General features: G+C 66.3%; 14 protein-coding genes. 9 read left to right on the top strand and 5 right to left on the bottom strand.

All coding sequences use genetic code 11. The annotated features are described in order from the left end of the window. Positions 1-152: 152 nt before the first annotated feature. The 6 genes from WJU27_RS05595 (at position 153) to pqqE (ending at position 4,445) form a co-directional block, all read left to right on the top strand. Positions 153-1,028 (top strand): hypothetical protein, encoded by an 876-nt coding sequence (locus WJU27_RS05595; protein WP_341421396.1) that lies wholly within the window; start codon positions 153-155, stop codon positions 1,026-1,028. A gap of 123 nt (positions 1,029-1,151) precedes the next feature. Then, positions 1,152-1,226, top strand: coding sequence for a pyrroloquinoline quinone precursor peptide PqqA (pqqA, locus tag WJU27_RS05590; protein WP_008060142.1), 75 nt, complete (start codon positions 1,152-1,154; stop codon positions 1,224-1,226). Positions 1,227-1,367: 141 nt separating this feature from the next. Further along, the gene (gene pqqB, locus WJU27_RS05585) at positions 1,368-2,285 is read left to right on the top strand and encodes a pyrroloquinoline quinone biosynthesis protein PqqB (protein ID WP_020164574.1); all 918 of its coding nucleotides are present in this window, start codon (positions 1,368-1,370) and stop codon (positions 2,283-2,285) included. Next, the gene (gene pqqC / locus WJU27_RS05580) at positions 2,282-3,010 is read left to right on the top strand and encodes a pyrroloquinoline-quinone synthase PqqC (RefSeq protein WP_296811294.1); all 729 of its coding nucleotides are present in this window, start codon (positions 2,282-2,284) and stop codon (positions 3,008-3,010) included. The genes pqqB and pqqC overlap by 4 nt, the downstream gene beginning before the upstream one ends. Positions 3,011-3,018: 8 nt before the next feature. Beyond that, positions 3,019-3,291: a pyrroloquinoline quinone biosynthesis peptide chaperone PqqD gene (pqqD, locus tag WJU27_RS05575; protein ID WP_341421395.1), complete on the top strand. Its 273-nt coding sequence runs from the start codon at positions 3,019-3,021 to the stop codon at positions 3,289-3,291. After that, positions 3,288-4,445, top strand: a complete 1,158-nt coding sequence (pqqE, locus tag WJU27_RS05570; RefSeq protein WP_020164577.1) for a pyrroloquinoline quinone biosynthesis protein PqqE — start codon at positions 3,288-3,290, stop codon at positions 4,443-4,445. The genes pqqD and pqqE overlap by 4 nt, the downstream gene beginning before the upstream one ends. Before the next feature lie 82 nt (positions 4,446-4,527). Here the strand turns inward: pqqE and WJU27_RS05565 are convergent, their stop codons facing one another. Beyond that, positions 4,528-5,421 carry a hypothetical protein gene (locus tag WJU27_RS05565; RefSeq protein WP_341421394.1) on the bottom strand — a complete coding sequence of 298 codons (894 nt, stop codon included), beginning with the start codon at positions 5,419-5,421 and terminating at the stop codon, positions 4,528-4,530. A gap of 156 nt (positions 5,422-5,577) precedes the next feature. Between WJU27_RS05565 and WJU27_RS05560 the strand changes: the two genes are divergently transcribed. Together WJU27_RS05560 and WJU27_RS05555 are read left to right on the top strand one after the other, a co-directional pair. After that, positions 5,578-8,913: an MHYT domain-containing protein gene (locus tag WJU27_RS05560; protein WP_341421393.1), complete on the top strand. Its 3,336-nt coding sequence runs from the start codon at positions 5,578-5,580 to the stop codon at positions 8,911-8,913. Beyond that, complete coding sequence (locus WJU27_RS05555; RefSeq protein ID WP_341421392.1) at positions 8,914-9,957, top strand: response regulator; 1,044 nt, start codon at positions 8,914-8,916, stop codon at positions 9,955-9,957. 6 nt (positions 9,958-9,963) lie between these two features. Here WJU27_RS05555 and WJU27_RS05550 read toward each other — a convergent pair whose 3' ends face one another. The 4 genes from WJU27_RS05550 to asd form a co-directional block, all read right to left on the bottom strand. Continuing rightward, positions 9,964-10,341: a hypothetical protein gene (locus WJU27_RS05550; protein ID WP_341421391.1), complete on the bottom strand. Its 378-nt coding sequence runs from the start codon at positions 10,339-10,341 to the stop codon at positions 9,964-9,966. Positions 10,342-10,462: 121 nt separating this feature from the next. Then, complete coding sequence (locus WJU27_RS05545; protein WP_296811308.1) at positions 10,463-10,846, bottom strand: hypothetical protein; 384 nt, start codon at positions 10,844-10,846, stop codon at positions 10,463-10,465. Between the two features lie 13 nt (positions 10,847-10,859). Further along, positions 10,860-11,048, bottom strand: a complete 189-nt coding sequence (locus WJU27_RS05540; RefSeq protein WP_296811310.1) for a hypothetical protein — start codon at positions 11,046-11,048, stop codon at positions 10,860-10,862. A 109-nt stretch (positions 11,049-11,157) separates the two neighbouring features. Further along, positions 11,158-12,036 carry an archaetidylserine decarboxylase gene (asd, locus tag WJU27_RS05535; protein WP_341421390.1) on the bottom strand — a complete coding sequence of 293 codons (879 nt, stop codon included), beginning with the start codon at positions 12,034-12,036 and terminating at the stop codon, positions 11,158-11,160. A 35-nt stretch (positions 12,037-12,071) separates the two neighbouring features. On the opposite strand from asd, the gene WJU27_RS05530 reads away from it, so the two are divergent. Beyond that, on the top strand, positions 12,072-13,721 hold the full coding sequence (locus WJU27_RS05530) for an aminotransferase class III-fold pyridoxal phosphate-dependent enzyme (protein ID WP_341421389.1): 1,650 nt from the start codon (positions 12,072-12,074) through the stop codon (positions 13,719-13,721). The last annotated feature ends 38 nt before the right edge of the window (positions 13,722-13,759 follow it).

The raw sequence follows: 13,759 nt of genomic DNA, 5'->3' as shown, positions 1-13,759 counted from the left end.
CTGTAGGAGCGGTCTTCTGACCGCGACAGGGCCTGCGACCGAACACCGTCTCTCGCCAAGCTGCCGCAGTCCCCGCCTTGTCCTCATGACCGGAGCTTTCCCGGCCGGCGGACGTCTACACTTGCATACAGATTCCTTGCTGCAGGTGCCCGATGTTCATTCCCGCCTTGTTTCGCCCGCTGTGCCGACAACTGCTTGTGCTCTGCCTGCTGTGGCCGTTCGCCGCGGCAGCCCAGGTCAAGCTCGACATCATTCCGCTGAAGCACCGCACACCCGACCAGGTGATGCCGGCGCTGCGCCCTCTGGTCGGTGACGAGGCCGCACTGTCCGGCGCCAACAACCGTATCTTCATCCGCGCAGATGCAGCAACGCGCGCGGCGGTGAAGCAGGCCATCGACGCTCTCGACACGCCTCTGCGCAGCCTGATGATTTCGGTACGACAGGACAACGATGATTCAATCGGCCGCGACGGCGTTGCCATATCCGGCGACATCCGTGCTGGCAACGCCGGTGTCCGCGCGTCCGATGGTGGCCGAGAGGGAACCGTGATCGAGGGCCGCAGCGGCGACAGCCGGGTGCAGACGCGGGTGTGGTCCACCCGCGGCGACGCGGCAGACCGCCTGTCGCAGCGCGTGCAGGTGGTCGAAGGCGGCGCCGCCTTCATCCAGGCCGGCAGCTCGACGCCTATTCCTTTCACGCAGATGGTGGTGGGGCCACGCGGCGCGGTGGTCAGCCAGGGCACGCAGTACCGCGACATTTCGAGCGGCTTCTACGCGATGCCGCGCGTCAATGGCGAGCAGGTGACGCTCGACATCTCGCCGCAGAAGGAATCGTTGTCCGACACCCAGTACGGCGAGGTGCGCTCGGCGCGGCTGGTGAGCACGGTGCGCGGCCGGCTCGGCGAATGGATGGAACTGGGCAGTTCCGGCCACGACGAACAGGTGAGCGAGCGCGGCGTGACCCGCTACGGCACACGCGACGCGCAGTCGCAGCGGCGCATCTGGGTGAAGGTCGATGTCGTGCAATGACCTTCATGAATTTCCCTAGCCGCGCTTCAATCCGCCGGCGACGCGGGCGGCGGGGCGGGTGGTGATACTGGAGGTGCGTTGGATGACGACGCACATTCTTAAACCGACTGTCAGGAGAAAACCATGAGCTGGGAAACCCCGAAGGCAACCGACCTGCGTTTTGGCTTTGAAATCACGATGTACGTCGCCAACCGCTAAGGTTGCGATCGCCCGGCAGGTTCGCCCTGCCGGGCATCCCGTCTTTCCGGCCCCGCTGCGGCGTGGGCCCTGAATCAACCGACGCCCGGCACGGCCGTCGGCACAAGAAATCAGGCCCTCGATGGCCTCTGGAGGAGAAGCATGCGACTGCACGTACTCGGTTCCGGCGCGGGCGGCGGTTTTCCGCAGTGGAACTGCAACTGCCCCAACTGCGACGGTCTGCGCCGCGGCACCATCAAGGCGCGCGCACGCACCCAGTCGTCGATCACGGTCAGTGGCGACAACGAGAACTGGGTGCTGTTCAACGCTTCGCCCGACATCTTGACCCAGTTCCAGCAGTTTCCCGAGCTGCAGCCGGCGCGCGCGCTGCGCGACACGGCAGTCAGGGCCATCGTGCTGATCGACGGCCAGATCGACCACACGACCGGCCTCTACATGCTGCGCGAGCATCGCCAGCCGCACCAGATCTGGTCCACGGCGCCGGTGCGCCAGGACCTGACCGAAGGCAATCCGCTGTTCAAGCTGCTCGGCCACTACTGCGGCATCGAGTGGAACGAGCTCGGCATAGACGACACCGAATTCACCATCGCTGGCGCGCCTGGCCTGAAGTTTCGCGCGCACGCGCTGCGCAGCAATGCACCGCCTTACTCGCCGCGCCGTGACAAGCCGGTGCCCGGCGACAACGTCGGCGTCACCATCGAGGACGCGAAGAGCGGGAAGAAGATCTACTACGCCCCCGGCCTGGTCGAGATCGAACCGCAGGTGTGGGCGGCGATGCAGGCGGCCGACGTGGTGCTGGTCGATGGCACCTGTTGGAGCGACGACGAAATGATCGCGCTCGGCGCGTCGAAGAAGCGCTCGCGCGACATGGGCCATCTGGCGCAGAGCGGCCCGGGCGGCATGATCGAGTGGCTGGACAAGCTGCCGGCTACGACACGCAAGATCCTCATCCACATCAACAACACCAACCCGATCCTGAACGAGGACAGCCCGCAGCGCCGCGAGCTGGACGCACACGGCATCGAAGTTTCGTACGACGGAATGGACATCACGCTATGAGCACGCAACAGCCCTGGAACCACGAGGAATTCGAAGCCAAGCTGCGCGACAAGGGCGCCGCCTATCACATCTTCCATCCGTTCAACGTGATGCTCAATTCCGGCAAGGCGACGCCGGAACAGATCCGCGGCTGGGTGGCCAACCGCTTCTACTACCAGATCGCGATCCCGGTGAAGGACGCGGCCATCATGTCGAACACGCCGGACCGCGAAATCCGTCGTCAGTGGATACAGCGCATCCTCGATCACGACGGCTACGAGATCACCGGGCCGGACGGCTCGGTGGTGCGCGACGAGGGTGGCATCGAGGCGTGGATCAAGCTGGGCATCGCCACCGGCCTGACGCGCGAGGAAATCGTCGACCTGCGCCACGTCGTGCCCGGCGTGCGCTTCGCGGTCGACGCCTACATCAATTTCGCCCGTCAGCGCCCGTGGCAGGAAGCAGTGTGTTCGTCGCTGACCGAACTGTTCGCGCCGAAGATCCACAAGGAGCGCCTCGCCAACTGGCCCGAGCACTACCCGTGGATCGAGTCGACCGGTCTGCAGTACTTCCGCAACCGCGTGTCGCAGGCACGCCGCGACGTCGAGCAGGGTCTGGCGGTGACGCTGAACTACTTCAACACGCGCGAAATGCAGGAACGCGCGCTGAACATCCTGCAGTTCAAGCTCGACGTGCTGTGGGCGATGAACGACGCGATGGCCAACGCCTACGGCGTGAACAAGTGAGTGCCGTGATGACCGTGACGACCGCGTCGGTACCGAAGATAGGCCGCCACTTCCGCATCCAGTGGGAAGAGGCGCAGAAGGCCTATGTGCTGCTGTATCCGGAGGGCATGGTGAAGCTGAACCAGAGCGCGGGCGAAATCCTCAAGCGCTGTTCCGGCGACGCCAGCGTGGCCGACATCACCGCCGATCTGGAGAAGACCTTCAATGCGCAGGGCCTGCAACAGGACGTGATCAACTTCGTCGAGCTGGCGCTGCAACAGAAGTGGGTGGAAACGACATGACCGATCTCGCCGAAGCGAAAGCCGCTCAGGAAGCGGCGACGATAGGGCCACCGCTGTGGCTGCTGGCCGAGGTGACCTATCGTTGCCCGCTGCACTGCGTCTACTGCTACAACCCGGTCGACTTCGCCAAGCATGAAGACGAGCTGACGACCGAGGAGTGGTTCAAGGTGCTGCGCGAAGCGCGCGCGCTCGGTTCGGTGCAGTGCGGCTTCTCCGGCGGCGAGCCCATGCTGCGTGACGACCTCGAATTGCTGGTGGCCGAGGCGCACCGGCTGGGCTACTACACCAACCTGCTCACCTCGGGTGTGGGCCTGAACGAGAAGCGCATCGACGCTCTGAAGGAAGCGGGGTTGGACCACATCCAGCTGTCCTTCCAGGACTCGACCCGCGAAATGAACGACTTCCTGTCGTCCACCCGCACCTTCGACCTGAAGCGCCGGGCTGCCGATTTGATCAAGTCGCGCGGCTACCCGATGGTGATGAACTGCACCATCCACCGCCACAACATCGACCACATCGAAGCCATCCTGCAGCTCGCGGACGACATTGACGCCGAGTACGTCGAACTGGCCAACACGCAGTACTACGGCTGGGCGCAGGTAAACCGCGACCAGCTGCTGCCGTCGCGCGAACAGCTGGAACGCGCGGAGCGGATCACCAACGAATGGCGCGAGAAGCACGGCAACAAGATGAAGCTGTTCTTCGTCGTGCCCGACTACTACGAGAACCGCCCGAAGAAGTGCATGAACGGCTGGGGCAACATCTTCCTGACCATCACGCCGGACGGTAAGGCGCTGCCCTGTCACACTGCGCGCATGCTGCCGGGGCTGGAATTTCCGGACGTGCGCGAGATGGGCATCCGCGAGGTGTGGTACGAGTCGGAAGGATTCAACCGCTACCGCGGTACCGGCTGGATGAAGGAGCCCTGTTCCAGCTGCCCCGAGAAGGAGAAGGATTACGGCGGCTGCCGCTGCCAAGCCTACATGATCGCCAACGACCCGGCCGCTGCCGACCCGGTGTGCGACAAGTCGCCCTTCCACCACAAGATCGTCGCCGCGGTGGAGCAGGCGCAGATTCCGGGCAATCCGCAGCAGGTGAAGCCGCTGATCTACCGCGGCCCGAAGGAATCGCTGCAGCTCGACAGACCGTTCTGATCCCGCGTCGACGCAGGTCGCCGCTGTGGGCGCATCCATCCGGATGCGCCCTTTTTCATTCAGGCGCCAGGGCGGCGTCGCGTCAGTCGCGGGACAGGCGGTAGGGCTGGAAGCGGAAAGGGGCGGGCGCAGCGCTGTCCACATCCACCCGTGTCCAGCCCAGCCACGGCGATCCGTGCGATTCAAGCCGCGTCACGTGCTCGAAGCGCTCGCCGGTGGCCGGATCGACCAGAGGTTTATCGGCCCGGTAGGTATGCGTATCGCCGTGTATCAGCAGCAGCGGTCGCCGGTCATGTTTCGCCCAGGCCACCAGCCGGTCGAGGAACCAGGCGTGGCGCACTGACACCCCGCCACGCCCGTGCGCCGCGAAGCCCGGATGGGCGTGGAAGGCGATCACCGTCGCACGGACCGTCTGCGGATCGGCTTGTGCGGCACTCTCGTCCAGCCAGTCGAGCACATTGCGGCGCAGTGCGCGTCCAGCTGCGTTGTCCGGCAGCGGACTGCCCGGCAGGTTCACCGCGATGAACAGCACTCCGTTCCTTATCCAGCGGACGTTCTCCGGCGCTCCCTCCTGTCGTTGAAGCGGAAGCGAGGCAGGCGCCGAGAAGAAGCGCCGTCGCAGCGCCTGCAGCCGCTCAAACGGATCATGGCCGCCGGCCGACGGCCGAGCGCAGTCCAGCCAGTCGTTGTCGCCAGGCAGCAGCACCAAGGGGTGGCGCGAATGCGCCAGCAGCGCCTGCCGGTCGGCGAAGAGCGCGTCGTCGCAGGGCTGGTTGCCGCTCTTCAGGTCACCGATGTGCAAGGAGAAGGCGAGCGGCTGACGTGACTGCTCGGTCAGCAGGTCAACCGCCAGTTCGCGCTCGACCCGGCTGTACGGCATGTCGCCCCAGACGGCGAAGGACAGCCGGTCGTCCGCCTGCGCAGCAAGCGTCACTGCCGCGAGCAGCAGCAGAGAACGCTTCAGCCGTCTGAACACGCGCTGGACGGCGCGCCCTTCGGGCAAACGGTGACGATCTTCCTCGGAGTACGGAAAAAAAGCGGGTCGGAACATCAAGGCGTGAGGCGAAACCGCCGTAAGTGACAGAGATGCCGTGCTGAGCGGCAATGCCCACCATACGTCACTTTCGGCACGATGCAGAACTTCTTCACCTCCGGCACCGACGACGCTGCGCTGATCCTGCCGTTGACGCACGATCCGGCGCTGGTTGCGCTGTCGCTGCTGGTGGCCGTCCTCACCTCGATCGTTGCCCTTCATACGGTCAGTCAATCGGAGCAGACACCTGATCAGCGCATGGCGTGGCTGATCAAGCTCGGCTGCAGCGTGGCGCTGGGCGGCGGCGTGTGGGCCATGCATTTCATCGGGATGCTGGCGCTGGACCTGTGCGTGACCGTGCGCTACGACCCGTGGATCACGCTCGCCTCCATGCTGCCCAGCCTGCTCGCCGCGCTGGCAACCATACAGCTGATGACGCGCTCCTCGCTGACGCCGCGCGAACTGCTGGCGGGCGGCGTGCTGATGGGCGGTGGCATCGGCCTGATGCACTACACCGGAATGCAGGCCATGCACATGGAAGCACAGCTTCGCTACGACCCCTTCATGTTCGGGGTGTCGATCGCGGTGGCGGTGGTGCTGGCGACGCTGGCGCTGTGGGTGAAGTTCTTCGTGCCCATTTCCGGTCGCCGGCTTCGCCTGGCGGTCAGTGGAACGGTGATGGGACTGGCGATCGCGGGCATGCACTACGCAGGCATGGCGGCCGCACGCTTCACTGGCGTCGCCGAAAGTGCGCCGCATGTCGACACCCTGGTGCTCGGCATTCTCGTCGTGATCGGCACTATCGGTCTGACCGGTTTCGAGATGGGCACCAATGCGCTGCTGCGCTACCGGCAGCTGGTCGATCAGCTCAGCGCGAGCGAGGCGCGCATGCGCGCGCTGCTCGCCACGCCGGTCGACGGCGTCGTCATGCTCGACGCGGAAGGCATCGTGCAGACGATGAACCCGACCGCCGAACAGATGTTCGGCTGGCGCGAGTCGGAAATGCGCGGGCGCGACTTCGGTCTGCTGCTGGCGCCCGACGAGAGTGAAACCTACGCGGCCTACCTGGCCGAGTTCAGGCGCACGCGCGTGCCTGCGCTGTCCGGCCGCAGGCGAGAAATCACCGGTCGTCGACGCGACGGCAGCGAACTGCCGATGCATGTGTCGATCGGCCACGCCAGCCTGCGCGAGGGCGACATGTTCGTCTGCTACATCGCCGACATTTCCAGCTTCAAGGAAATGGCGCGTGCGGTGCGCGAAAGCGAAGCGCAGCTGCGTTCGCTGATCGGCAACATTCCGGGCGTGGCCTATCGCTGCCTGATGGACGCGCAATGGACCATGCTCTTCATGAGCGACGCTACGCTGACCCTGACCGGTTACCCGAGTTCCGACTTCGTCGGTGAGAACGCCATTCGCAACTTCAACGACATCACGCACCCGGACGATGTCGCCCACACCTGGAAGGTGGTCGAGGCGTCGATCCGCGACCACCGGCCCTTCATCGTCGAGTACCGCATCGCCCACGCCGACGGCTCCGTCCGCTGGATGTGGGAACACGGCTCGGCGGTGCGTAACGAGGATGGCGACATCAAGTGGATAGATGGCGTAATCCTCGACATCACCGAGCGGCGCGAGATCGAGCAGGAGTTGCGCGCGGCGAAGGAGCGCGCCGAACAGGCCGCCGCCTCGAAGTCGGCCTTCCTCGCCAACATGAGCCACGAAATACGCACGCCGATGAACGCCATCATCGGCTTTACCGACGTGCTGCTCGGTCGGGAGCTGCCGGCCGAGCACCGGCGTCCGCTGGAAATCGTCGGCAACTCCGCGCGCTCGCTGCTGCGCCTGCTGAACGACATCCTCGATACCGCCCGACTCGAACGCGGTGCGGTCGAACTCGAAGTGCTCGATTTCGACCTGCCCGAGCTGCTGAACCAGCTGGTGATGACGCTGAACGTGCAGGCGGCCGACAAGGGGCTGACGCTGCGCGTCGACATCGACCGCGGGGTCGGCCGCTACTATCGCGGCGACTCGCTGCGCATCCGTCAGGTACTGACCAATCTGATCGGCAACGCGGTCAAGTTCACCGAGCGCGGCGGGGTCGTGGTGACCGTGCGGACGCAGGCAGACGGCGTGCATTTCGCGGTCAGCGATACCGGCATCGGCATCGCACCGGAACGGCTCGACGCCATCTTCGAACCCTTTACCCAGGCCGATGCGTCGATGAGCCGCCGCTTCGGCGGTACCGGTCTCGGTACGTCGATCTGCAGGCAGCTGGTCGAACTGATGGGTGGCCGGATCGGCGCCCGCAGCACGCCGGGAGAGGGCAGCACCTTCCACTTCACGCTGCCGTTGCGGCCCGGCAGCGCGCCGGTCGTCGCGTTGCCATCGCCGATGGCACTGCCGCCGATGCGGGTGCTGGTGGTCGATGACGTCGACCAGAACGTCGAACTGCTGGCGTCCCTGCTGGCGCGCGACGGACACGAGGTGACGCCCTGCACCGAGGCGACCGAATCGGTGGTTCGGGCCGGCGCCGAACGTTTCGATCTCGTCCTGATGGACCTCCACATGCCCGGCATGAGCGGCCTCGACGCAACGCGTGCCATCCGCGCCGCCGAGCTGCGTACCGGCCGACCGCCGGTGCCGGTGATCGCGCTGACCGCCAGCGTGCTCGACGAGGATCGCGAGGCTGCGCGCGCGGCAGGCATGAACGGGTTCGCGACCAAGCCGATCGATCTCGAAGCACTGCTGGTCGAGATCGCACGCGTGCTCGGCATACAGACCGCAAGCACGAAGGCCGGCGCCGATGACCGCGCCGATGACCCGGCGATCGACATGAAGCGCGCGCTTGCGCTGTGGCGAACCCGTGAGCGTGTCGAACGGGGCATGCAGCGGCTGCTCGACGAGAACGCCGGACTGACGCAGGAACTGGATCGTCTCGCCGCGCTGTCGGCGCGTGACGGGCTGCGTGCGCTGGCGCACCGCGTGCGGGGCGTGGCGGCCAATCTGGGGGCCGTGCAACTGGCTGCCACGCTGGCCGGCCTGGAAGACGCCGCGACAACGGAAGCGCCGCTGGCACTGACGGCGCGCATCGCCGAAGTCGGGGGCGCGCTGTCGGCTTTGCGCAGCGAAGTCGCCGGTTGGCAGGGTTCGGTCGAGCGGCCGGTGGCGAAAGGGGCGGCAGCACGATGCGACACGCAGGCCGTCCTGCATCACGCCGACACGCTGCTGAAGGCGCTGGAGCGGGGCGAGTTCGACGACCTCACGCTGGCGCGCCTGCTGGCCGCGGTCGGCGGCCATTCCGCAAGCACGCTGCTCGGTCCGCTTGCCGAAGCGATCGAGAACTTCGACGGAGCGCTCGCCATGACGCATCTGCGCACCTTGATCGCCCGCATGCAGGCGATGGACGCCACACGGCTGCACGAGGCGGAGGCCTGAATGGACAGGCTTGAACCCCTGACGACCGATGCCCCCGCCGGCGCAGGCGACGCACGTCAGACCGTGCTCTGCGTCGACGACGAACCATCCAATCTGCAGGTGCTCAAGCAGATACTGCAGGGTGACTACCGTCTGCTGTTCGCGCGCGACGGGCGGCGGGCGATCGAACTGGCGCAGGTCGAGCGGCCTGATCTCATTCTGCTCGACGTGATGATGCCGGACATGGACGGTCACGCGGTGTGCCGCACGCTGAAGGCGGACGAGCGCCTGGCGCGCGTGCCGGTCATCTTCGTCACCGCGCTGAGCGATGTCGAGGACGAGGCGCGCGGACTGGAACTTGGTGCCGTCGATTACATCTGCAAGCCGGTCAGTCCAGCCATCGTTCGTGCGCGCGTACGCACCCATCTGTCGCTGGTCAGCGTGAGCGAACTGATCGAGACGCGCCTGCAGGTGATACAGCGGCTCGGTCTGGCCGCCGAATACAAGGACAACGAGACCGGTCTGCACGTCATCAGGATGAGCCACTACGCATGCATTCTTGCGCGCGCCGCCGGCTGGAGCGAGCAGCGCGCTCAGGAACTGCTGCATGCGGCACCGATGCACGACATCGGCAAGATCGGCATTCCCGACCACATTCTGCGCAAGCCGGGCAAGTTCGACGACGCCGAGTGGGAAATCATGAAGAGCCACGTCGATATCGGCGTGCGCATCATCGGCGAGCACGACAGCGGCCTGCTCGCCGTGGCCCGGCGCATCGTCAGCGGGCACCACGAGAAGTGGGACGGTTCGGGCTATCCGCAAGGCCTGCGCGAGACCGCGATCCCGATCGAGGCGCGCATCGTTGCGGTTGCCGACGTGTTCGATGCGCTGACCTCGGAGCGGCCCTACAAGAAGGCATGGTCGGTCGAGGATGCCTGTGCGCTGCTGATCGAACAGAAGGGGCGTCACTTTGAGCCGCTGCTGGTCGATCTCTTCCTTGATTGCCTGCCGCAGGTGCTGGAAATCAAGCAGCGCTGGCCCGAACGAGTAGCGGACGCCGCTTGAGCGCGTTCAGCGCCTGAAGCGCCGCTTCACGTCGAGCACGCAGCCCGATCTGTCCTTGTTGCCGAGCGTGCCGCAGGCCGCCAGTTCCGCCTCGTAAGCCGCCGCCTCGTCGGGCTGCAGTGGCGTCATCGCCTCGCCCGGGAAAAGCTTGCGCGCCTGATCGAGCGTCGCTTCGTACCGCATCCTGCTGCGCGCAAGACAGTCGTCCTTGAGTTCGGCTACGACGCGCTCGCACTCGTGGTCAGTGCGTGAGCGCTCGATGTCGGCGCGCCGCAGTGCGTCCGCATAGCCCCGGCGATCGGCGGCCAAGGCACTTGTGGAAAAGCCGGCGAGCAGCGAGCACAGCAGTAGCGGCAGAGCGTGGCGGAAGCAGGACACGAACATCGTCCGTCAGAAGGTCGGATGACGGATTCTATTCATCCCGCGCGCGCTTACCGTGGCGGAATGCTCTCTGCCGATGTCTGATTTGTGTCCATGCGTTAAGTCGCGGCACAGCTGCCGGACCCTAGCTGCGCAGCATTACCTCGCCGAACAGCCGCACCCGGTCGCCGACGCGCAGATTGCCCAGGTTCGGACGTACGACGGTACGCAGTTCGCCGCTCTCCAGCATGATGCTGATGCTGTAGCGCCCGGGCGGTGCTGCGCCATCCTGCTTCGGCGTATCGGCCGAGTGCGGCTCCAGCGGCTGCTCGACCAGCGGCCACAACATGTCGATACGGACGATCTCGCCATACGGGCTTTCGACGCCGTAGGACCATGGCGTGGCCGCCGCGATCATCGCCGCCTCGGCGGTACGGCTGTCGGCGATCGCGGCGGTGTCGGACGGGCGCGTGCACGCTCCGAGCAGCAGTCCGGACAGCACGGCGAGGGTGATCGGCGCGGCGTGCATGGCGGTGTGCGTCTTACTTGCGCGCTTCGTCCAGCGCGTCCTTGGCCTTGTCGCCGGCGTTCTCGATCTTGTCGCCAGCCTGCTCGACCGCGTTGTCGAGTGCCTTGCCGGCGCGTTCGGCCGGTCCTTCCTGCTCGCAGGCGGCCAGCGCAACGGCAAAGACGGCGACGAGGGTGGCAGCTACGGTGCGATGGATGTTCATGTCGGGCTCCCTGTTGTGATGGTCGGCGCACGTGCGCCGCCCCAGCATCTTCTGCATCCGGCACTGAAAGTTCCGTCGGTGCGCCGCGCTGCAGCGTGTCGGGGCTGTCCTACATGCCGTCTGCCGGCGGCGGCGCGAACAGCGCCTGACCCATCCGGATACGCTCGCCGGTGCGGACCTGCGGCGCCAGCGCTGCGTGCGCCGGCAGCAGCACGATGATGGTCGAACCGTGCTCGAACCAGCCCATTTCCTCGCCCCGGCTGACGGTCGAATCGCAGCGCAGTCGGTGCGGCCCGGCGTAGCGTGCGTGCAGCGTCAGGTCGATGCAGTGCAGGCGCAGGCTGGCGACCAGGATGGCGGCCACCGGCACCATGACCAGCGGCGTGCCGTCGCGCATCCGTGCCGTCAGCACTGCCCGCTCGTTGCGGCAGTAGAGCCGCTCGACGCGATCGAGCGCCGGCGGATTCACGTTCCAGGTATCGCCCGGAAAGTAGTGCACCTGCTCGACGCGGCAATCCGTCGGCGCGTGGAAGCGGTGGTACATCGAAGCCGTGATGCGCAGTGTCACGTAGTGCCCGTCGCGCAGCTGCGCCGCCAGTGATTCGTCGCCCAGCAGCTCGCCCAGCGAGTAGCGCATGCCCTTGGCCTGCAGCAGCGTGTCGCCGTCGATGCGGCCGAGCGCGCCGACGATGGCGTCACAGGGGCTCACCAGCGTGTCGGGCCGCGGGTCGATCGGTCGGGCGCCGTCGTGCAGTTCGCGGATGAAGGCGTCGTGCAGGCTGGCGAAGCGCGTCTTCTTCGCCTCCGACAGATCGACCTCGCCGAAGGCCTTCCACAGCGCAATCGACGCGTCGCGCACCCACGGATGCTCGATCTTGCTGAACCAGCCGAAGAAGCGGGTGAGTGCCGCGCGCGGGATGCGGTTAGTCAGCGCGAAGTTCAGCGCGTCGTTGGCCAGCAGGCGCTGGAACAGGGTGCGTGCAGTCACGGTTGCGTAACCTCGCGCTGATACATGTGCAACATATGAACGAATCCCTTCCTCTCTATGTGGCCGGCGCTGCGGCGCTGGCAGCGCTGTTGCCGCGGCTGCACCGCCGGCTCCAGCTTTCGCGGGCCAAGCACCGCTCCCTCGCCGGCCACTCGAAAATGTCGCGGCGGGTGGCGAAGCTGCTGCCCTTCTATGAATTCGACGAAACGGGTGTCTACATCGCCGACGGCGCGCCGGACGACGTGGCCGCCCGGCGTCGCAACGGCTTCGAGGCACTGGCCGCGCTGTACGCGCAGCGTTTCGCGCGTACCCGCGCGCTGACCGACGACACGCAGTCCATGGTGTCGGACATGCAGTTCACCGGCAGCTACCGCGTGCCCTTCCAGTTCAGCCGCCATGTGCGCGGCCATCTGAAGGCCGGTTCCTTCGTCCAGTCGTCGGCCGGCGTCACGCTGACCGACCTCGACGGCAACGTGTTCTACGACCTCGCCGGCTCCTACGGCGTGAATGTGTTCGGCTACGACGTCTACAAGGGCTGCATGGCGCGCGGCGCGGCGGCGGTCGAGGCGCTCGGTCCGGTGCTCGGCGCCTACCATCCGCTGCTGGCCGACAACGTGAAGCGGCTCTGCGCGATCTCGGGCATGGAAGAAGTGTCCTTCCACATGTCGGGTACCGAAGCCGTGATGCAGGCGGTGCGGCTGGCGCGCTACCACACCGGCCGCAGTCATCTGGTGCGCTTCTGCGGCGCCTACCATGGCTGGTGGGGCGACGTGCAGCCGGGCGTCGGCAATCCGACCGCGGCCGAGCACACCTATACGCTGAAGGACATGCACGAGGACACCTTGCGCGTGCTGCGCACCCGCCGGGACATCGCCTGCGTGCTGGTCAATCCGCTGCAGGCGCTGCACCCGAACGCCGGCGCACCGGGCGACTCGTCGCTGGTGGATGGCGGCCGCCGTGCCGGCTACGACCGGGCTGCCTATACCACCTGGCTGCAGCAGTTGCGCGAGGTGTGCACGGCGCGCGGCATCGTGCTCATCTTCGACGAGGTGTTCCTCGGCTTCCGGCTGGCCAAGGGCGGTGCGCAGGACTACTTCGGCGTACGCGCCGATCTGGTCACCTACGGCAAGACGCTGGGCGGCGGCTACCCCGTCGGCGTCGTCTGCGGCCCGCATCGGTTGATGAAGCGCTACCGCGACGACCGGCCGGCCGACATCTGCTTCGCCCGCGGCACCTTCAATTCGCATCCGCACGTGATGGCAGCGATGAACGAATTCCTGAAGCTGCTCGACACGCCGGAAATCGAAGAGATTTACCGCAACGCCGACGCAGTCTGGACCGCGCGCGCAGATCGACTGAACGAGCGCTTGCGTATCGAAGGACTGCCGGTGCGTGTGGCGCACATGCAGTCGATCTGGACGGTGACCTACACCGTGCCGTCGCGCTACAACTGGATGCTGCAGTACTACCTGCGCGCGGAAGGCCTGGCATTGAGCTGGGTCGGCACCGGCCGCTTTATCTTCAGTCTGAATTACGGCGAGGCCGAGTTCGATGCGGTGTGCGAACGCTTCGTGGCCGCGGCGAAGACAATGGAAGCCGATGGCTGGTGGTGGACGCCGCCCGGCGCCAGCAACAAGGGCATACGCCGACGCATCCTGCGCGAGATGCTGACGCGGAAGCGCTGAACCGTCCCGGGACCGGCTCGCTCCCGGTCCGGTGCAAC

This window comes from Methyloversatilis sp. NSM2 (assembly GCF_038066675.1).
Classification (GTDB): Bacteria; Pseudomonadota; Gammaproteobacteria; order Burkholderiales; family Rhodocyclaceae; genus Methyloversatilis; species Methyloversatilis discipulorum_A.
The sequence above is the reverse complement of the archived record's forward strand: the minus strand, read 5'-3'. Positions and strand labels throughout refer to the sequence as shown.